Below are 20,948 nucleotides of genomic sequence, written 5' to 3' on the forward strand. Positions count from 1 at the left end.
TGGCAGTTACATGACGATGGCCAATGGCGTCGGGCGACCTAGTAAACAATGGGTCGGTTCCAGTGTAAGTCAGCAGCGATAGTTTGTGCCCTTAGTAATTTAATTACAGGTTGCGCGATCCAATATAAGGTTGATGAAAGCGAACTCCCTAGCTTAATGGCTCCAGAGCCCCAGCTTACCGCTCCAAGGGATCGGGGAAAGCAAAACAGCCTTGTATGCCAAGCGGAGCAAGTCGAGCTCGCGCCGGGCGGCGCTTGGTACACTCTTGGCCCACATCCTGCATCAGCAACGTCAAAATTAGAGGTTATGGCGTTAGCGCGACCATTAGAAATTTATGATTGGACTGTTTTGCCACCGGGACAACCGGTGGCAAAGCTTGCAACCAACCTCGCGGTAGAAAGTCAAGTTTGGGATTCGCGAATTGTCGTGTTCCGGTCCCTAGAGACTTCGGCGAGCTTTAATGAAGCAATTTTGGCGGACAAGGGTTGGCATATCAAGAAAATTGATGGTGTCTTGGGCAGTATCTCACTTCCCCAAGATTCTGTTTACTTCAGCTTGAGTAAGATACCAAAAGAGGTTGTGGCGGCGTGGCCGATGGCGCTGGCATCGGAGCATCATAAAAGGACGCCAGAGGGGGAATTTGGGAAGAACTTTTTTTTTGGCGAAAATAAAAGCTTCTTTACAGAGCGGCTTCCAAACGGCGAGTATTGGGTAAAGTTATTGGGTGGAGGTTATCCAACTATTGGACGAATCTCGCCTGAAATATCTCCGCTGAGCTTTCCGCGATTACGGCTAGGATATTTAGGAGACGGCCAGCCAGTTTTGACGTCGCTCGGGTTATTGGCTCCCCTAAACAAAGGTATTTTTGAACCCATTCCCACTCCCTTATATGCTAGAGTTGCCCAGACAGGTGTGGATGGCAAAGTGCGCCTACTCCATTCGCCAAGCCAAGTAATTGCCGTGGACACATCAATTAGAGGCGAAGCCGATGCAATAAACATTGGCCCTCTAGCTGAATGGCTTAAACAAGGGTGGACAATATCTTCATTGGCGTTTGATCCGGCCTCAAAGCGGTCGGCGATGCTGCTTAGGGGTGGTGATCGTTTAGATCGAGCACTTGTGTTGCAGGAGCCGAACAGTTTGCCTCGGGTCTCAGTCTGTCAAAGCAACGAGACTAACGTGAAAGTCTACCAAGGCAATCAAGTTGTTACGCCCCTATACCAACGGGAGTTCTTCGACGGCCCATCTGAAAATTGGAAACTCGGGCTTTGGCATATCAAAGGCAAAAAGACAGGCAAGGGCACAATCATCAGATTTCGTGGTGGTCCAACCGAAAGTGTTTTCCAGCAGGATATAGGCGACATCGTTAAGCCACTTCTTGATCGTGGATACACGTATCTTTCAGTAGACTACTCCGGTTCACGAAACACCAATCCAAATGTATACACTAGGTTGCGTGAAGATCCTTTTGGAGCGCTGAATCGCGATGCCTCTGAAATTGTGAAGTTTTTAGAAGTAAAGAAGCTACAGAAACCATACATTATCATAGCAGAGAGCTTCGGGGCCCTCCCAGCCGCTGCAGTTGCGCAACAATCTCCAGATCTGATAAGCCAATTTCATCTTGCTTTTCCTTTTGGGAAATATGTGCCGCCAACGGAAATTTCTGGCGAGAGTTCAATCGATGAACTAAGCCAATTCGACTATGCTGTGAAAGATGCTTATGGCGGACCATCTCGACTCGACCCTAAAGCCCAAGACGATTTCAACTCCGAAATGAAACGTCAGCTTTCGGGTTTGTGCTTTACCCCGGCGGTGAATCTGTATTTCGGCGCAATGGACCCAAAAGTTAGGCCGGAACATTGGGAAACTGGCTGTCTGAAGACAATCCAAAGAGAGACTTTCCCCCAAACCGGTCACTACTACTCCGATAGCGTGATCAATGCCATCCTAAAGCGGATCCCATAAACTAGCTGGTATTGTATTGATAAAGCATTGAGGCTCCCCGGCGTCGATCAAAGCGCTCGTCGAGTGTCTAGCTTGCCCTCGAGCAGCAAAAAGCCGCCCGCTCAGAATTGTGGTTTTTGGCGTAATCATCCTCTGGTGGACTGTATCCATCCGGCGAGGGCCACGGCGTGGCTTAGGGCGCGGGCTTCCAGTTCCAGGGTGCGAGTTCATGTAGGCGTGAAGCTGGCCATGAGGGCATGTGGGCGAGCAGGTGTGCGAGCCAGGCTTGGGGATCGATGTTATTGAGCTTGGCAGTGCCGATGAGGGTATAGATCAGGGCTGCGCGATCGCCTCCGGCTTGTGATCCTGCGAACAGCCAGGCTTTGCGGCCAAGGGCGGCGGGTCGCAGGGAGCGCTCTGCGGCATTGTTGCTGAGGCAGGCCCGGCCATCGGTGAGAAAGACGCTGAATGCGGCCTGTCGCTTGAGCATATAGTCCATGGCAGCGGCAACGGGTGCATGGCGGGATAGTTTTTGCCGCTGTTCGCCCATCCAGTCGAACAGGTTGGCGACCAGCGGGGCGGACTGGCTGGTGCGGGTGGCCAGACGTTCGTTGGCGGTTGCACCATTGATCTCGCGTTCGATGGCGAAGAGTTCGTCGATCTTCTTGACAGCTTGTGTGGCAAGCGGTGCAGCGGCCTGCACAGCTGACCCTGCCTTGCCCTTTACGGGCAGGCTGGCGATCTCGAAGAACTTGCGCCGGGCATGGGCCCAACAGGCCGCCTCGATGAACGGGGCCGGGCTTCGGGCTTGCTCGAACAGATGGTTATAGCCAGCAAAGGCATCAGCTTGCAGGATGGCACCACCCCCAGTGGTGGGATAGGCCTTCAGATGCGCCTTCGGGTGATCGCCGGAGCGGGTATCGGAGAACTTGAACAGCACAGCAGGCGGGTCGGCTCCCCCAAACGGTCGGTCATCGCGCACATAGGTCCAAAGGCGTGCGGTCTTTGTCTTGCCTTTATCGAGTAATGGGACTGGCGTGTCATCACCATGGATACGCCCGCCAGCCAAGACATGGGCTTCGATGAGGTTGGCTATGGGGGTAAGCGCGTGGGCACAGGCACCGACCTGATCGGCCAGCGTCGATAGCGCGATGGGCACACCCTCGCGTGCATAGCGCTCGGCTTGTCGGTTGAGTGGCACATGTTGGCCGTACTTCTCATACAAGATCATCGCAAGAAGTGATGGGCCAGCCCGACCCCGTGCAATCGCATGAAAGGGGGCTGGTGCCTGGGAGAAGCCTTCGCACGCCCGGCAGGCAAAGCGCTCGCGGACATGCTGGACTACCTTCCACTGGCGCGGGATCACTTCGAGTGTCTCGGTGATATCTTCGCCGACCCTGACCAGTCTGTGTGAGCCGCAGTGATCACAGGCGCAGGGGGATGGTTCGACCACGCGTTCACGCGGCAGATGCTCTGGTAGAGGCGCACGCGCCGGCTTCTTGCGCTCAAAGCCTGCGACCTTAACCACGCCACCATCAATACTGGCATCAATACCGGCATCAGCAGCTGCCTCCTCAGCGACGATCTCGGCCTGGGTGGCGTCGCCAACCGCTTCGACTAAGGCCAGCTCAAGCTGGTCGATGATCTGGCGCGAGCGTTCGGCGCTGCGGCCATAAAGTTGATGCCTGAGCTTGGCGATCTCGAGAGCTTGGTGGGCGGCCAGTTCCTTGAGGGCCAGAGCCTCTGCCGCCATAGCGCGTTCAACAGCCAGCTCCGCCAGCAATCTGGCGATCTCGGCGCGCATCGCGGCTATGTCATCAGGGCGTTCCAACACCTCAGAAGAGAATCATGAAACGGTGCCAAACACCAGTAAAAACGGGCACTTGAAGCAGGAAATATCAGCCCGCCGCTGTCGGTCTCCACGTCTTCTGCGGATGACGCCAGTCGATACCTTCGAGCATATATCCAAGTTGACCCGGCGAGATCATAACCACTCCATCAGCCGGGCTCGGCCAGATGAACCGGCCCCGTTCTAATCGCTTGATATAGAGCGAGCAGCCCAGCCCGTCGTACCACAACACCTTTACACTGTGGCCAGCTCTGCCCCGAAACACGAACAGGTCCCCGCCATGGGGATCACGGCCTAATCCACCCTGTACCATGGTGGTCAGGCTGTTCATGCCCTTCCGCATATCGGTGACGCCTGACGCCAGCCATACCCGCACACCAGACGGAACCGGGATCATCGTAGATCCTCTAGCGTGGTGACCAATGCTGCCAGCGTGGCCGCATCAAAGCCCAGGTGAACCTCAACTCGCCGAGCTCCTGACAACACAATGACAAGTGGGGCACTTACCGGTGCTGGCGAGGGTTCACATAAACCCCCTTGGTCGCCAGTCGCGACTACCGGAACAAATGCCGGCGGCTCCGAAATCCGGCCAGCCCCACCACCATCACCACGAGCCTGCGCACGCCAAACGTAGATCTGACTTGGGTGAACCCCATAGCGGCGCGCAAGCTGAGTAATCACGGCCCCAGCCGCATAACTCTCCGCCACAACCGCCAGCTTGAAATCGTCAGAAAAGCGACGCCGACGACCCGTCTCCACAACATCAAGCCGACGCCCATATCCCGCTGCTACCGTCTGTAACGTCTCCATACGCACAGTACCTAGCCCAGTTCATACCTCACCGGTATGTGGCCCTCGCCGAATGGATACGGTGGACTAGCAGAATCGAATTCAAATGTTTGAATTCTCAACACAAGCCAAATCTTACACCTACCATCTCACGGCGATTGAATTAGTCTGACATTACTTATCTCTGCTGGTAAATCATGAATCACAAATTCATCCAGATCAAAGACTCTTCCTTTGAACAATACACTTCGGTCTTTCACAGGAACTAGGCTGTGCTTGAAACGAGGAACGTTGCCCCCTGACTGACCCACTCCTGGCGCTCCTTCGGAATCTACAGCACCAATAAACAACCCACCAAACCTATAGTGAATTTGGTTCTCCATAAAATCTGAATGCAGTAGTCTCGCAGTTCTAAGCGAGGCGTCAACTACCCTCTCTATGGCGCTGTTGGCCAACCTCTGTTTTTCACCTAATGGCTTTGTATCAGTAACCTTTTTGGCTAGTTCTCTAAACAAGGGCCTGATTTTTGTAAGATCTAAGAATGATCTCCTGGCCATAAAACGGGAAAAAGTAAAGTTGCCTCGACTTGTTGAAGCGTTCTCCTTTTCAGCCCTCAAAATTTTACAGATGGCTGAGGACTCCCCAAACAGGGACAAAGAGTTACTGTAGAACCTCTCAATCGAAAAACTAGAGTCGTCGACAGAAAAGACACTCGTCGTTCCAAAAATGGAGGCTTTTTGCAAATATAAGAAAAGTTCTTTGCTTAGGGTATCAGCGGTGTCCGCATCCGTAAACTGAATGGATTGCTCTCTAAATAAGCCTATAACCGCTGACTTCAATTTGTTTTCTACACTAATTTCAATTCCGGTAAAAGCATCCTGTTTGAAGTCCTGAGAGTGGCGGTTTATGTACCAACCAAGAGACTCAAGTCCCACTTGAATTTGGCTCTGATAATCATTTGATAGCTCGTTGCTTTGACCGACGAGTTGTGACCAGAATGGCCAATCTACCACCCCTCCTAGATCGGCAAAAGCTCCGCTGATAGTTATGTTGTCTGTCGAATACTTGCCAAACCAAAGCCTGCTAGCCAAGGAATATGCGGCCCCCAAAATTAAATCGTTGGATAACCCCTCCAAGATTGTCGTTGCATCGACCTTATGTCCTGATCCGGAAACTACAGCATTGTTCTTGATATGATGTTCAAAGGCTCTAACTGACTTGTTAACGCGCAGCTCGTCGACGGCTTGGTCCGACCCCTCGAAGCCGCTTGTCCCAAAAAAAATACTGCGCTCAAGATGTGCAGGGCGTACGAAAGACTCTCTGACGACAATGCCGCAAGGCTCTAACGGCTGGTCCCTTTTTCTTGCCGCATATGCACCTGTAGCTATTACGGCGACTACAGGCACAACTAAGCCACGCAATTCCCAAAATGCGACTTCAGAGTAAGCCGCCTCCCTGAGGGCCTGATCCAAAAACATTAATCCCGTAGAATGATCCCAGTCGACCCCTTTACTTACCAGCGGAGTTCGCCCAATTCCTTTTGCACCAAGGTCGCCAAGAGTACATGCACGGCCGCTCCCGCCATGTAAGCCTCCTCGGCTTCCACCATATCTGTCGGCCTTCAAAACCAACTGGCTCGCCTTGCAATACCGATGGACTTCTGGGGTTAACGACGTTGCTGCGGCAAATCGCTGGATGACACACTCCTCCACAGTCGCTCTATCGTCGCTTGAGTACACATTGTACCCAGAGCTGAACCAATAACGTGTATTCAGCCAAACCACTTTTGGTTCTGAATATTGAAAAGCGACGCAGTCAACCCAAGTCTCATCAGGAAGATCGGCTGTCGAAAATCTATTTCTTATCATAATATTACTTAAATATTAAGCTACGGCAAACGGTTCTTCCATCTTTCTTCTGGCGCACCCAATTTATTGTTTTGGCATCAACGGGCATTGCGGATATAATTTTGGAACCTAGCGGTCTCACATACCGCAAATCCTTTGCATAAAGGTGCACTATCCAAGCACGTGATCCTTCATTCCACTGGCTTGGGTGCAGTAGGCAATACGGATCTGCTTTGATCTGATTTTCGGAAGCATGTTGAAAAAAGGCCCAAGTTGCAAAAGCTGCCGGCTGATTTCTATTGTCCGTGAGTAAGGTGTATTGCCTCAGACGCACCGGGACTATTAATTGATGTAGCGCAGCGTTGATGCTGATGGTGCCATATCCGGAGGAAGAGAGTACCCGCATCATCGCACCCAAGGAGGCTGACAATTCTGCCTCGGTCACAACGTTTATGCCATCCGATCTTGACATCATTATGGTTTCCATCTCCACTTAAAGATATTATCAGTTGCAATGGAAGTTACAAGGTCGCTTATGATTCTATCCACATTTAAGCTACGATACTGGGATGTCCGAAGGGCTTTTGTGTATGTTTGATAAGCGTTTGAACTAGAAATGCCCGTAATTCTTGGCTAATATAAAATAGAATGTATGGCAAAAAATTCTTCTTGTCAGTCAATTATTTCTAATATTTATGACCCTTGGGAGCGATGCTTCAATGTTTTGGTGAGAAATGTAAGCAATCAACATTCGTCTGTCAGGGAGATTTTTCTCTGAACGACGAATTATAGTCTGCAATTATCCTTGTTTTGGAGATTTGGTGCCCCATGACCCTCTTCCGCCCAGCTGTTATTGAAGCCCAGCGCCGACGTGTCTTCGGCAGTGTGACGCTACATCAGCCTGCTCGGCTCGCGGCATTCACGGCCGTGGCGGTCATCAGCGTCGCAATCGGCACGGCCTATCTGGCGCTGGGCCAATATGCACGCAAGGAGACCGTGGCGGGGTGGATCGCGCCAGAGGCGGGTTTGTCTGCCGTCTATGCGCCGCGTGGTGGGGTGGCGGATGCCGTGCTGGTACGCCAAGGCGATATGGTGGCTGAAGGACAGCCCTTACTGCGGTTTGCCTTGGATGTGTCTGGCACCGATGGTGCCGTGGTGCCGTTGCAGCGGGCACAGACGCGGGCGCGCTTGACCGAGATTGAGCTGCAGGCCGCTGCCAGTGCTCAGCGCTTTGCTGAAGAGAGTCGCAGGCTCGCTGAACGGGCTAGTGCCACGCTCGACCGCTTTGCAGCCGAAGATGCGCGCCTGATGGAGGCGGCACGCGGCAGTGCCAATCGCTTTACCCAGGATGATGCGCGCTTAGCAGATCGTGCGATGGCCGCGCGTGCTGACGCCAGCCGCCTTGAGGCCAGCCGCGAGCTTGCCCAAGGCCAATTGGCCATCTCTGAACGCGCCGAAGCTCAAGCCCGTACTTTGGTGACCAAAGGCTTTATGGCCAGCACCGAGGCTGATCGGCGGGCGCAAGCCACGATTGCCGCCCGCTCCCAAGTAGCTGAGCTAAATCGACAAATTCAATCCCGGCTCGACGAGGCCAAGGATTATGACCGTCAGCGCCAATCCCTGCGTGCCGTCCACCAAGCCGAACTGGCCGACATTGCTCGCCAGCGCGCCACTTTGTCCGCCTCTCGCTCTGGTGAAACCAAAGACCTGATGCGGCAACGCCAAGCACTCGCGCCTGCACGCGCCTCAGAAGCCAGTCAGTTGCGAAGCGCGAAGACACAATTGGAAACAGGGCTGACAGAGCTTTCGGTGCAAGACGGCTATGTCGTGCGTGCCCCTGTTGCTGGCCGAGTGGCTAGCCTCAATATTCGCCCCGGTGAAGCGGCGAATCCCAATGTGCCCTTGATCAATCTCGCCCCCAAGGGCAGCCCGATGGAAGCGCAAATCCTTGTACCCACGCGCGCGGCAGGCTTTATCACCGAAGGCCAGCGCGTGCGCCTCATGGTAGATGCTTTTCCGTTTCAGCAATTCGGGGCCATTCAAGGCGAAGTGCGCGAAATCGCCCGCTCGGCGCTCCGCCCCGGCGAGATCGCGGCCCCCATCGAGTTCAGAGAACCGGTCTACCGCATCCGCGTGGCGCTGACTGGCCCCGGCATCCAAGCCTACGGCAAAGACCGCCCCCTGCAACCCGGCATGACGTTGAAGGCCGATGTCATCACCGACAAACGCACTTTTATGAGTTGGCTGCTTGACCCGCTTCTCGCAGCGCGGGCGCGGGCTGCTGCAGGGTGAGCGGTCATTTCTGATTAGGATGGAAGGTTATTTGATGTTACTTTAAGTCATCATATCTATCATCTTGGCCGCAATTGAGCGAGGGGGCGACGCGACGACGCGCCGTACAGATACTGTACGATATCACTTTGCAATCTCCAGCAGGCGGCACTTCTTCGCATCAATCAATATGGAGAGAAGCGCTCCACAATAAATTTACGAGTTGGCCGGAAGATGCATGCCTACACGATTGGTTTGGTGCACCCGACAACATGGATCATGACAGAGCTCGACCTCAATAAGGAGGATTGATATAGTTCTATTCTTGGTGTGGATCTGCAAATGCGCAAGGCCGCAGAGAGGGCAGAGTTGACAGTTGCAAAACCAACTCATAGCTGCCTAGCTTCAGGCCCTGCTGATTTGGAAATGGGCTGACTGTTACTTGTGCTCAGGTTATTGGCCACACTGCAATCGCTGCACTGCGGCCACGGTTGCCACTAAGTCCGTATCGAAGCTAGAAATGTTTCCACCATTGAGGGTGTCAAGCCGCTGGCAGTAAACTTAGCGGCCCGATAAGTTGTCCTAGATGGCGGATCCGCCGACGCCTTCAAGTGTTGCTTAGCTCTGCTGTCGATTTTAATCACATCAGTCCGAATGTACTCAAAGCCAAACTCTCGGAAGAGCCTATAGCTTGCTGGGTTTAATCCAACCCTCCGTCCCTTGGAATCGATAAAGTCACTTGGAAACTGGCGGATAAATGCGACGGGGTTATAGCTAGGGAAGTGCCTTAATGCTTGGTCGAGTGCCTTAGCGACAGCGATTCTTGGTTGCATCGAGCTCGCGCCAAAGCGCTTGGCCACCGAGCCAATTACAATTTCGCGGTCTTGGTTGGGCGTCGCCACAGCCACCGCATCAATCTCTGGAACATCGGAGTGCGAATTAAACTGGACTGCTAGGAACGATCCAGCGTCCAGCAAGTCTCGCGCATCAACATACAATAGTGAGCCCGCCGCAGTTCCGTTATAGTCAGCCTTGATGGAACTTGAAATAAAGCCGCTAATGGCGTTCGCAACATCTGGTCTGCTCCAGTCTAAGCTTTCAATGGAAGCTGCGACGCGGCGGCCCTCACCTTCTGCACCGCCCGCAACCTTCAAACTTACCCACTCCTTCGTCCGGGCGATAATCGCGTCGGCCTCAGCTTTCACCGTCACGGAGATTCTTACCACATGGCTTCCAAGCCCCTCCGGCATGGGGCGTTGAGCCTGCACCATGATGCCCCCTGCTGCCAAAAACCGCACGAAGCTTGAGGCTTTGCTGGCACCGTCAAAGTAAATATTGACCCAAGCAGCTCCGCCACTAACCACACGTGCTTGGCCAAGGAGCTCCTTCCGCAAGCCCTCTGCTAAAACGACCTCGGTCTGGCGGATTACTTCATTTATCGCCAAGACAAGTTCTGGCCGCCGCACCAATGCCTTGACAATTTGAAAGCCGCCAAGACCCACTGGGTAGGGGTAAGCTGCCTGACCTGCCGCTGCAAGTAGAGTCGGATCAGTTGACAGAAGCCAGCTTTGGCGGATCGCCGGCACAAAGAGAGTTTTGCTGACCGGGATCAGGATTTCGACGCCAGTTAAACCTAGGTCGAGTATAGCTTTGGCAGTTTCGCGAACGCCACTTCCGGCAATCTCAGCGTATGCTAGGTCCAAGCATACGATTGCGCTTGGGCACGCCGCCTTGATTCTTGATACCCAGTTTGGAGCATCTATGACGGTGAGGCCCGGATTTGTGCGGCCAGCTGTCAAGGGAACAAATGGTCGAACGCGGCCAGACAACTCCTGTAGGAGCCACTCGAGGTTCCGCGGGTCATAGCCCGGAACTGATTTTGATCGAAAAATGGGTATGCCAAGCTGTTCTGGCCTAGAATAGCCAGCAAAATCGCCGCTAACCATCACAACAGATTTGCATCGATAAATCGACGGTGCCTCAGTTAAGTGACTCATGCCGCTCCCACCGATCAAGATTGAGTCAATTGGCTGGTCGAGATAGCTGGCGACGTCTTCGCGCACACCAAAAAAGTCCCGTTGGTAAGCAAAGAAATCGGCCGCCCGAGCGGCGGCTTCAACAATCGCCACAAAATCCGGAGCATAGCGGGAAATGCCTGCGCCCACGGTGTTCGAATCGGCGACTATCATAAGATCTGCTTGGGCCTTAGGTTGAGTATCGAGAAATTGATCGCTCATCTTTTCGTCTCCTATCGTTGTCTTGCCATCAAAGGCCAGCAGAAGCCTAAAGACAACAGAAAAGAAAAATTTGTTTAATTTTATTTCAGAAAAAAGATGAACAATTTTCTACTTAATTATCAAAAAGATAAAAATTTCTCATTCATGAATAATCTGGATATCATTGTGCAACTTCCTCGAAATTGATCGCAATATTGACTTCAACTGCTAAACGTGGACAAAATTATCTTTTTGAGAACATAATCTGCAAAATTTGCAAAAAATTTCATTGACCGGCTTTTGTATCGAAGATAGGCTCATTTTTTTTGACCTTTAGGGATGGCTGGCAGATGGCGGCGTACAGACGGCGAGATGCATTAGAAAGACTCTGGGCGACCATGCATCTATGGCATTCCGCAGCGCTTTCAGGTGTTTGGAGAAGGTCGAAAAGGCTCCAAAAGGAACGACTTGCCGACATCATAGGAATGTTTGGAGTTTCAAGCTCATCCGGCTTGGACGACCAGACCAGTGCGGACACCGGCATGTATCGAAGTTCTTGGATTCTGGAAGATGTTCTAGCCTTGCCGGAGGTCGACAAAATTCCCAGTTCATTGCGCCTTTCAGATCGTCTAGTCCTGACGGTGATTGACGATTTCCTTTTGACGGCGCGCACTAATGAAATGACGTCTACTAGCGAGAGCTACAAAAGACGCCGCAATAAACAGTTCGTTCATATTTCAAAACTGTTCGATCTAGACTCCAAGACTAACAATCCAATGCAGAGAGTTAGGCAGAGTTTGATACAGCTGCAGGACGAATTTCTGGACGCGCTTCAGTTCAAAGGTGCAAATTCTGGCGGAAGAGGGGGCGGGATCGCCTCCTCAGCACTTGAAAAGGCATGGAGCGGACCGAAGGCAATTGAACAACTATATTGTTACCTAGAGGGCAAGCAGGAACAGCCATTTATGCGCCATGCTGCCCCGTTTATTGAGGACCACAGTAGAAGCTTAATGAAGGAACAAGTGCAGTCGCTTATTGAACGCAACGGAAGACCTGCCCCATTGATTTGCGTCCACGGACAAGAAATGCGACATGGCTTGGAAGCGATCGCTGCTTCGATTCCGAAATGGCAAGCACTAGGCGATGATCGGCAGATTTTGGTTCTTCCACTTGTGCCAGTTGGGGATGTGCGCGATCCAAAGCGCTTTTCGCATGCGCTTACGTTTGATGAGATTCTTGGAAAGTTGAGCGCTTTTGCCGCGCATGGGATAGATGCGGTTGAGGAAGCCAAGCCTGTCAATGCTAACGAGAATATTTTCCAAGTTATTGAGGAAATTCGACGCAACTTAGCCCATACCCCAAGGATTATCGTTTTTCATGGCTATGAAGAGTTTGAAAGTCGATTTCAGCCGACATTAGCTGCCCATTGCCGTGATGATTATATAAGGTCGCTTGTGATACGACTTCTTGAACCACCGGTTGGACGTCGGCTTGAGGATACCGCGTTTCTTGATTTCGACCGCTTTGCAGAGAATCAAATAATAATCACGACCAACCGGGCGCTTGATTGGTCTCTCATGGCAGAGATCAAGCCTGGTTGGCCCACCGAACCCATCTGTGTCCCAGTGCCTTTGCCGGTCGCGAGGTGGGAAGAGATCCTAGCCTGCCAAGGTTTAAACAATCCGTCTTCGACTATTGATGTTGTCCGAAGCTTTCTTCAGAAATATCGTCCACAAAGCGACCTCCACTATCTTGTGGATTGGATTTGCTCAGAGATAAGTCAAACTCATCCAGTGCCGAAGTCGTGGGCGGGATGGGACCCCCTACGCATTCAAGACGTGACGAACCCCAATAAAGTTCTGATCTCAAATATCTGCAGCTATCTTGAATATTCAAACCCCAAGCTACTTGCCGTTATGTTAGTTGTGTCGCTTGTGCCCGATGGTCTAAGGCGCACGACACTCTTGTCGATTGTTAGCCGTTTGCAGGCTGTCGCTCTCGAAGATTGTATCTGCCTGGGTTTTCGAGCATTAAAGTGCCTAACAGAGAACGACTTAACATTAGCTCTAGGCAGAGCACGGAACATAATTGGGGAATATCGTCCTGACCAAGTGGCTGGACTTGATCCCCAAGAAAATGCCCCAGTTGCAATTGCTTTTCTTTCGTCGCAGATACGAAAAGCTGTACAAGAGTGGTTCTGTGATCGCCTTATCTTTCGCGGTGATCAATCTCAACAGCAATATTTCCATTTGATACAAAGGCTCCTCTTTGATCAATGTCTGGTTCAACTTGATGATGCAATTCAGATGTCCGCTCGCTTCGGCGGAGACTCAATACGCCCATGGCGACGTGTCCTAAGTGCAGTTTACCACGGCGTTCAATCTATTCCTGTGGATTTTGGCGAAGATTATCGTGGAAGTGTAAATGTTCTTCAGTATCGAACGGCTTTTGCAACTGCCTTGCGAGCCGATTTCGGTTGCTCTGATTTTGATGGAAGATCGTTATGGAAATTCATATATCACGTTTTGATTGTGCAGCTTCTGGAAGCGCCACCAAGCTGGAACCTCACGCGGACTTTCGCGCTCGATGAGTTAAAGCTCGCACTGTTGAGCGCATGTGACAAGCCATGGCTATTGTGGGGGGTATCTGCCGAGCATGTCTTTCTTAATGGCTCAATGGTGGAAAGCATCTGGGAGGATGGCGATGTCCAGCGCGATCAATACGATGCATCAATTCTTCATGCCCTTTGGATGAGTAACAAACTAGATCTGGCGTTGACCCGGATGGGCACTCAAGGGTTAAGAGGTGTAACCTCCGACACATCGTGTAAGCGACAACCAATCAGCTTTGCCGTCTTTAAGCGGCAGCTCGATATTCTGTTGCTGGCCAATGACTACAGAGACCCAGGAAACAATATACTGGATATTCAGTATTGGCCGGATCAAATCTCAGAGCTTGCTACAGACATCCAACTGGAAAAAATTTGGTCGCGGCTTTTTAACTTAAGCCAACAGCTCACTAAACGGTTACTTCTGCATTGCGAGGCTCGTCGACTGCCCACGCTTGCCGAATTGGAAACATCAATGGCACCGGAAATTGACGAAGCGCTCGGTGAGGCGGGTCCGCCTTTGATTGCGAGGCTTGAGGTTGTCATTGATGCTCTTCTTAGAGCGGGCGAGTTGAACGCCAATCTGGCTGACTTGGCTCTAAAGCAGGCCACCTCTGGTAATCTCAACCAAAATGATCGAGTCTTCGGATTTTTACGCGCGCTGGGATTTTTTCTCGTAGCGGATTTCGCTTGGCGAAGACAACAGCGTGCAAATCCTTCAATCGGGAGCAAGTTCGCAAATGGACATGGCTCTAGAGTGGCAATTAGAGTGGCACTCAAACTTCGTACGCTTTTGACGTTGCCCGACCGGGCTGTGGCTTTATCACAGTTTGAAACCAATGAAGACCTGTTGCTAATCTTTGCCTTAAGACTCTCGAATCATCTAGCAATGTGTTTGCTTAGGTTTCCTCGCGAGCGTGCCAATCTCTTGATACTGCGTGCAACAATACTTCGCTTAACCGGCAGAACAAGTGAATGGCGGCAAGCACTTCATTACCTTGCGGAGGCTGACAGCATCGTCTTGTCTCTTGGTCAGACAGCTCGTGAGCGGATGAGGGTCGCGCTAGAGCGGCTAAAATGGCATAAAAAGCTAAAGAGCATTCAACCTGGGCATCTCGAATTGGCAGGCACTTGGGTTGATGACTTGATCAACTATGATCTTTCGGTCCTAAGATGCAGGTCTCAAGACCCCGCCTCAATTCCGCTTTGGTTTGCTATCTCTCAAAGAATGGAGCACTCAATCGATGATGCCTAATCGACCCCTTTCGACTGCTTTTTGGACCCAAGATAGCAGCAAAAGAGAAACATAAAAAATCAGCGGTTTAATCAGCTGAAACGGTGTAAATTGCTGCGTTTAACACTTCCGAAGTAACTGATCTCAGCCTTCGACCTAACAGGGCTTCCTTGAATCCGGATTGATGTGGCTTTGAGGGTTAAGCGTTCAGTTTCGGCAAGTCTGAATCCCTCTGATCAATTCACTTAGTAACTTTAACCACTATTTTGGGTTTGCAATTCTGGTCTTGCCAATGCAAAGCTTGCTGAGGGCGTAGAGGCAAAATCATGAGTGGCACACTCGGATCAAGTTATAATTTGGCAACATTTGGTGCCTTCGTGAGTTACAGTCATACAGATAAGGCTGCAGCCGGCCGCTTTCACAAAAAGCTCGAATCTTATCGACTACCAAAGCGGTTGCTCAAAGATTCCGTAAATTCAAACAAAGATGGTTCGCTTGGACCCATCTTTCGGGACCGCGAAGATTTGCCTGCAGCCGAAGACCTTACTGCAAGCGTAAAGCAAGCACTGGCTTTGTCCCGATCACTCTTAGTTCTATGCTCGCCTTCGGCCAAGAACTCTCGCTGGGTGCAATATGAAATCAATTTGTTTCGCGAGTTGCACCCCAACCGACCAGTATTGGCTGCACTGCTATACGGCGAACCAGATGAATCGTTCCCGGTCTGTCTGCGAGCGAACTCGGAGCCGCTAGCTGCTGACCTTCGTAAAAATGGTGATGGACCAGACCTGGGGTTCCTGAAGGTCGTCGCCGGGATTGCCGGAGTACCGCTTGATGCGTTGATCCAGAGAAACGCTCAACGTCAAATGCGAAGCGTGATGGCAGTCACGGGGCTGGTATCGGTAGTTACAGTAGCAATGGTGATTATGACAACTATCGCACTCCAAGCACGTAATGAGGCACGGGTTCAACGGGACGAAGCCGAGGGATTGGTTGACTATCTCTTGAATGACCTGCGCGAAGATTTGAATGGCGTCGCGGGGGTCGCTGTGCTGACCAAAGTCAACAAACGGGCCTTGGCGTACTACGAAAACCAGGAAAGTTTTGAGGACTTGAGCCCTGATAGCTTGGCACGTCGTGCACTTGCAATTGGCAGGCTTGGCGAAGACGCTATGAACCGTCAGGATTTTCCTTTGGCCAGGCGAAATTTTGAAGAGCGGGTTAGAACTACAAAGCGGCTCCTTGTAGAGGATCCTACCAATCAAGAACGCATGTTTGATCATGCTGTAAGCCTCAATAGCTTGTCGGTTCTTGCGCAAGCAGAAGGGAACAATAGTAAGGCGCAGGCTGGTTTCGAAGAAAGTTGGCTGATGTTATCAGCTTTGAAAACCTGGAAAGGCGAGGATCTGAAGCGCCGCCGTGCAACCGCGCTCGTCGCTGGAAATCTATGTGCAATGGATGCCTTGAACCAGAGAGTGGCAAAAGAAACGGTTGAAAAATGCAAAATTGCTGTGGAGCTTGGCAAGGTGTTGGTTCGCGACGATGATCTGCCATCGCGGTCTGCATACGATTTGGTCTTCAACTTGACTTGGCTCAGCGTTGCCCTGCAACAAGTTGGTAAAATCGACGCGGCCGCAAACGCCCGTCGAGATGCACTTGCTCTTACAGATCAATTGGCCCTCGAGAACCCACTTAACCGAAAGATCAAGGCCCAGCGGATGGAAACCTACGGCTACTTGTCCAGGTTCGAGGATCTGGCAAAGCGTCGCTCAATGCTGAAAATCGCGCTATCAATTGGCCGCGACCTAACAGCACTTGACCCTGAACATGAAGCTTGGAAGCAGCATGTGAAGAACTATCAACATAGCCTGCAGGAGTGAGTTGTGGATACAGATGAAAACAAGACCTTTTCGAGCATTTACCTCTTCGTAATTGACCAGCCAGAGGATGGATTTGCTGCCTATAGCGATATCTATCTGCGCAAAAATGCTACGATCGCAGATGCCCTGAAAGCAGTAACCTCCGACGTTTCAAGTTGGGACCGTTACCCCGACTCTGAAAAACTGGACGGACTTGATATGAAGTTCAAAGGTAACGGGGAAACCTTGGTCTTTGTAAAATTGCCGGACCGACTACAAGGTAACCAATTAACCTCGTTTCGTGCTGCCGCTCTAAAAGATCTTTTGGAAATTGCGCGTCCGGGGTTAGATAGCATAATTCAAAATGCTGGTCGCCACCAAGATCAACATGGGGATTATACCATATGCTCATTTACGTTGGATCTTACGGGCATAAAAGCAAATATCCGCAGCGCCAAGCTCGGCAATGATTGCATTAGTTTTCCGGTAATGTTTGATTTCGTTGATTCAAACGATGGCATATCGCCAGTGTTTAAGGTTCCCGAACCGCATTCTAGCAACGTTTCTGGAACAAAAGATGTTATAGGCATCTTCACTCATGGAGGGATTCATCCTCCACGCGCTGCAAGTTCCATTCTGGTTGAGCTTTAATAGGAAGCAGCCGTTGGTGACCGGACTCAAAAGTTATATCCTTCGCCTTGCCCGATCAGGTTCTCTTGATCGGGCTTGGTCGCTGATGGAGCAGCATGGTCTGCTTGATTCCACGATAGATAGCCGTGCACTTACCCTTCAAGCAAGGCTTGTAAAAGATCGAGCTAAGCGCTTGGCTGAGGACGAACGCGTGCATCTCTTCTCCTTGTCTGCGGATCTTTATTGCAAAGCAGCAGCACTTGAACGTTCAAGCTACCCACTCATCAATGCGGCAAGTTTGAGGTTGCTTGCTAACCAACGCTCCGGATCTGCGGACTTGGCACAAGAGGTGCTAAACTTACTTGATGCTGATCCAAACGAGGGTGAAACACCCTATTGGCGCGAGGCTACCCGAGCGGAGGCTCTCCTCCTACTGGGCAGGGAAGCTGAAGCTCGTGCAGCGTTGAAGCTAGCTGTGACGACACACCCGGAAGCCTGGGAGGATCAGGCCGCGACTATTGGCCAATTTGGTCTAATTCAATCTCACTTAAAACAAGATATCAGCTGGCTCGATGATTTTCGACCGCCACCAAGTGTCCACTTCAGTGGCATTGTTGGAATGGCATTTGACGGTGGGAATGTTAAGGAATCCATTAGGCAATTCCTAGCCTCAGAGCGCCCCGGGTTTGTCTATGGTGCTTTAGCGGCTGGGGCCGATTTGTTGTTCGCGCATGAATTTCTTGAATACCGCAATTCGGCTTCTCCATTTGCGGAAATGCATGTTGTTCTGCCTTTGCCGGTGGACCAATTTCGTGAAACATCAGTTCGCGCATATGGGGAGAATTGGGTTCCATTGTTCGAATCTGCACTTGATCAAGCCACAAGTGTTACGATTGTTGGAACCGATGTGTCGCCCTTAAAACTGGCGATCGAACATGCCGATCAGGTCGCAATGGGTTGTACCGTACGCAATGCACAAGTATTTCAAAGCCAAGCGATTGGCTTAACGATCGTTGCCCCGGCAGAAGGGCTGAGGCCACAATTAGCCGCATGGCAGCAATCCGATCGAAGACTAGAGATCATTAATGGCAGCCGCGATCGAAAAATTCTGAGCCAGAATGAAGACCTATACAGCCGCCAAAAACTCATGGCGCTGGTATGGTTCAGTAATGCAAGCCTGACAAAGGTCTCGCCATATATAGACCCTGACCTGACATTAGTCTCAGAGGAATCCGGTTGCTGGCTAGCCTGTGACCAAGTTGTAAAAGCTGGAGATTTGGCAATACAACTGGCCGGCATCGATAAAGCTGCCCGCATTTCGATGCTTTATGCAATCTTCGACCCGATTGATCCGCCTAAAATGCTGCGTGATCGAGCCAAGGTGCTTGCAAACGCTTCAATGCCCGGGACTGTTGCTACAGATAGCAGCAGTGCCTTTGTTCTGACTTTGCAAAGATGGAGCGGAGCAATCAACGAACTTGGGGAAATAGGAACCCAGTGGGGTGTTGAGCCTGTCTGGAGCTTGTCTAAGTTTTAGACAACCAAGTCCTCCAATAATGATCGAGAGTTTATCACAAGCTTTTGAGAGTCACGACTTACAATGCCACGACGAACAAGGGCATTGATCGCTCGTGATGCAGTTTCGCGAGTAGTCTGGGCCTTCAACCCCAAAGCAGCAACCACTGGCGGTGGCGAAATGGTGCTTCCATTTGCTGCTTCATTCAACAATTCAGCATAAACGCGCCCTATTGCGGTCAGTGTGACGCGCGCAGCCATTCGATCAAGCATTGCGTTGTATTGGCGGGCCAAGATTCTAGCCAGGCCACTACTAATTCTAACCTGTTCGTCTACTAGCAACCGCAACTTGGCGGTAGATGCTTCTAAGACTGTTAGCTGGTTTTGCGCAATTATGTCTGAAACCACAATGCTTTCACTTAACAATGCGCCAAAGAGTTCCCCTGGGCCATGTGCTGCAAGCAGCTGAGTCTGGCCGTCACTTCCAATCACATGCATTTGCGCCAGCCCATCAAGTACGATCCAGGCTTTTGCACATGGATCACCTTGGTGCATCAAAACACTCTTATGACGGTAAACAGCAAATGACATGGCGTCATTGAGCATTTCTGCCTCTGCCGCGCTGCATTCGAAGAATAATTCCAGCGCGGCCAATCTTTCGGTGCGCTCCATACTCAGACCTCGCAGCGAAAGATCAAAGATGCGTGATGGCGGTCACATGCTGCAAGCAACGCAGGATGGCAAGCTTGCCTCAGGCATTGACCATGCGGATGGGAAGATTTTCGATACATTCGTTAACATAATCTGGAGCAATAGACATGCGCAAATCAAATTTGCTAACCGCTTTGTTGGCAACCTCAAACTTTGGATGGGCCGCACCGGCATATGCTGGTGAAGTAGTCCTTGAATATCGCATCCCAAAAGCAGCCGTTGGCTTTGCGGTCAGCCATATGATTACCAAGTGTCCCGACGATGCCGGTCGTGGGTTCGCTATGGATATCGTAACAGGTATTGTTCCGGTTTACGGCCCCGGCGAAACTGTAAAGGTTAACGCTTCAGGCTCACTTTTCGTCGATCGCCAAGTTGAACTTGAATTCCATCCGAACGGCACCCTTAAGAGCTTCAACGGTGGTTCAGAGGGGCAAGGGGGGCCACTTATTGTTGCTGCGATCAAGGTGGCTTCCGTCGCGGCGGCAGCTTCAACCGGTACAGGAATAGCCGCCGCTTCGGGAGCAGCGCCTACTGCAGCTGCGACTGCCACTCAGGCTAATAACTGGGTGTGTCATAAATGGGTGAAGGATGCCCTGTCAGCCAAGGAAGCGGCTCAAGGAAGGCTCGACTCCCTAAAGCACAGTGTCGCCAACACGCGCCTTACCGAAGCGCTTGCCGCAGAGATTGGCAAGACCGAAGCATTGATTGCGGCGATTGATGCCCGGCTCACGGTTGCAGGTGAGCCCGTAAAATGGGCTCCTTCATCGACAAGCCTAAGCTACGCAGCGACTGCCGAATCTGGTGATCTAAGCGTCTGGTTCATCCCAGCCCCGACGTTCAATTTGGACAAAGCGCTACGGGAAGCCGGCTACGGTCAATTGACACAGTTTAGCGTCACTGGTTCGGGCGGCCTGAAGGCACCACCTAAAGAGGTTTCAAAGAAACCGGCGCAGAGCCTTGTCTTTCGCCGTCTGGTGGCTGCCAACGTCGCGATAGAGCCGGCCGCAGCTTTCGACGCGGGGACCAAACTAGATGCCATCGAAACGGCCTTGGCCCAACAGCGTTATGAGGCCACAAAGCAAACGCTAGCAGTGATGATACCGCAATTGGGACAGTTAGTCGAAGTCCCTTTCGGCAACAGTGGATTATTTGGTACACGCGCAGTAAGCGCCAGCTTTAGCGAAGCAGGTGCTCTTAGCTCAATTGGATACACCAATAAGGGCGGTGCTCAAGCGCTCGCTGATGTCACCAGTGCGGTGGCTGACGGAGCCGTGGAGTTGCGCAGCGCAAGGCTCAACGCAATCAACCGCGAGATCGATCTGCGCACCCAAGAGAAGGCCCTTCGAGAGCTGATCATCGCCGAAGTGAAAAAGGACGAATAGGCGCTCAACCAATGAGTTGCGCTGCTTCGCTACCCCTCCGACGGAATATGTGACGTGGCGAACCACCTCAATGCGGTCAATTCCAACGCTTCGTTG

Annotated in this window: 14 protein-coding genes; 7 read left to right on the forward strand and 7 right to left on the reverse strand. The window is 51.6% G+C overall.

Translation table 11 applies throughout. From position 1 onward, the window contains the following. Positions 1-306: 306 nt before the first annotated feature. The gene (locus B7364_RS15920; protein ID WP_157893751.1) at positions 307-1,965 is read left to right on the forward strand and encodes an alpha/beta hydrolase family protein; all 1,659 of its coding nucleotides are present in this window, start codon (positions 307-309) and stop codon (positions 1,963-1,965) included. A gap of 172 nt (positions 1,966-2,137) precedes the next feature. Here B7364_RS15920 and tnpC read toward each other — a convergent pair whose 3' ends face one another. From tnpC to B7364_RS18430, 5 genes are all read right to left on the reverse strand, one after another. After that, positions 2,138-3,748: an IS66 family transposase gene (gene tnpC, locus B7364_RS15925; RefSeq protein WP_085341071.1), complete on the reverse strand. Its 1,611-nt coding sequence runs from the start codon at positions 3,746-3,748 to the stop codon at positions 2,138-2,140. A gap of 94 nt (positions 3,749-3,842) precedes the next feature. Next, a complete protein-coding gene (gene tnpB / locus B7364_RS15930; protein WP_085341039.1) occupies positions 3,843-4,190 on the reverse strand; it encodes an IS66 family insertion sequence element accessory protein TnpB in 348 nt (115 codons plus the stop codon). Beyond that, positions 4,187-4,603, reverse strand: coding sequence for an IS66-like element accessory protein TnpA (gene tnpA, locus B7364_RS15935; protein ID WP_085341040.1), 417 nt, complete (start codon positions 4,601-4,603; stop codon positions 4,187-4,189). Before tnpA ends, tnpB begins: the two co-directional genes overlap by 4 nt. 128 nt (positions 4,604-4,731) lie before the next feature. Then, on the reverse strand, positions 4,732-6,213 hold the full coding sequence (locus tag B7364_RS15940) for a hypothetical protein (RefSeq protein WP_157893752.1): 1,482 nt from the start codon (positions 6,211-6,213) through the stop codon (positions 4,732-4,734). Positions 6,214-6,454: 241 nt separating this feature from the next. Next, complete coding sequence (locus B7364_RS18430) at positions 6,455-6,916, reverse strand: toxin-activating lysine-acyltransferase (protein ID WP_085341042.1); 462 nt, start codon at positions 6,914-6,916, stop codon at positions 6,455-6,457. A 341-nt stretch (positions 6,917-7,257) separates the two neighbouring features. Here B7364_RS18430 and B7364_RS15950 point away from each other — a divergent pair, with 341 nt between their 5' ends. Beyond that, positions 7,258-8,721, forward strand: a complete 1,464-nt coding sequence (locus tag B7364_RS15950; protein ID WP_085341043.1) for an HlyD family efflux transporter periplasmic adaptor subunit — start codon at positions 7,258-7,260, stop codon at positions 8,719-8,721. Positions 8,722-9,197: 476 nt separating this feature from the next. Here the strand turns inward: B7364_RS15950 and B7364_RS15955 are convergent, their stop codons facing one another. Further along, the gene (locus B7364_RS15955) at positions 9,198-10,937 is read right to left on the reverse strand and encodes a PLP-dependent aminotransferase family protein (protein WP_085341044.1); all 1,740 of its coding nucleotides are present in this window, start codon (positions 10,935-10,937) and stop codon (positions 9,198-9,200) included. A gap of 521 nt (positions 10,938-11,458) precedes the next feature. Here B7364_RS15955 and B7364_RS15960 point away from each other — a divergent pair. From B7364_RS15960 to B7364_RS15975, 4 genes are all read left to right on the forward strand, one after another. Beyond that, positions 11,459-14,779 carry a hypothetical protein gene (locus B7364_RS15960; RefSeq protein WP_157893754.1) on the forward strand — a complete coding sequence of 1,107 codons (3,321 nt, stop codon included), beginning with the start codon at positions 11,459-11,461 and terminating at the stop codon, positions 14,777-14,779. A gap of 305 nt (positions 14,780-15,084) precedes the next feature. Next, entirely contained in the window at positions 15,085-16,635 is a 1,551-nt protein-coding gene (locus B7364_RS15965; protein WP_085341046.1) for a toll/interleukin-1 receptor domain-containing protein, read from the forward strand. Positions 16,636-16,638: 3 nt separating this feature from the next. Beyond that, positions 16,639-17,265 carry a hypothetical protein gene (locus tag B7364_RS15970; protein WP_085341047.1) on the forward strand — a complete coding sequence of 209 codons (627 nt, stop codon included), beginning with the start codon at positions 16,639-16,641 and terminating at the stop codon, positions 17,263-17,265. A 16-nt stretch (positions 17,266-17,281) separates the two neighbouring features. Next, complete coding sequence (locus B7364_RS15975) at positions 17,282-18,781, forward strand: tetratricopeptide repeat-containing protein (RefSeq protein WP_332835092.1); 1,500 nt, start codon at positions 17,282-17,284, stop codon at positions 18,779-18,781. Here the strand turns inward: B7364_RS15975 and B7364_RS15980 are convergent. After that, positions 18,778-19,431 (reverse strand): Crp/Fnr family transcriptional regulator, encoded by a 654-nt coding sequence (locus tag B7364_RS15980; protein WP_085341049.1) that lies wholly within the window; start codon positions 19,429-19,431, stop codon positions 18,778-18,780. The two genes, B7364_RS15975 and B7364_RS15980, sit on opposite strands and share 4 nt — an antisense overlap. A 146-nt stretch (positions 19,432-19,577) precedes the next feature. Between B7364_RS15980 and B7364_RS15985 the strand changes: the two genes are divergently transcribed. After that, positions 19,578-20,852 (forward strand): hypothetical protein, encoded by a 1,275-nt coding sequence (locus B7364_RS15985; RefSeq protein ID WP_085341050.1) that lies wholly within the window; start codon positions 19,578-19,580, stop codon positions 20,850-20,852. Positions 20,853-20,948 lie beyond the last annotated feature (96 nt).

The sequence above is a fragment of the Aquidulcibacter paucihalophilus genome, from assembly GCF_002105465.1.
GTDB classification, from domain to species: domain Bacteria; phylum Pseudomonadota; class Alphaproteobacteria; order Caulobacterales; family Aquidulcibacteraceae; genus Aquidulcibacter; species Aquidulcibacter paucihalophilus.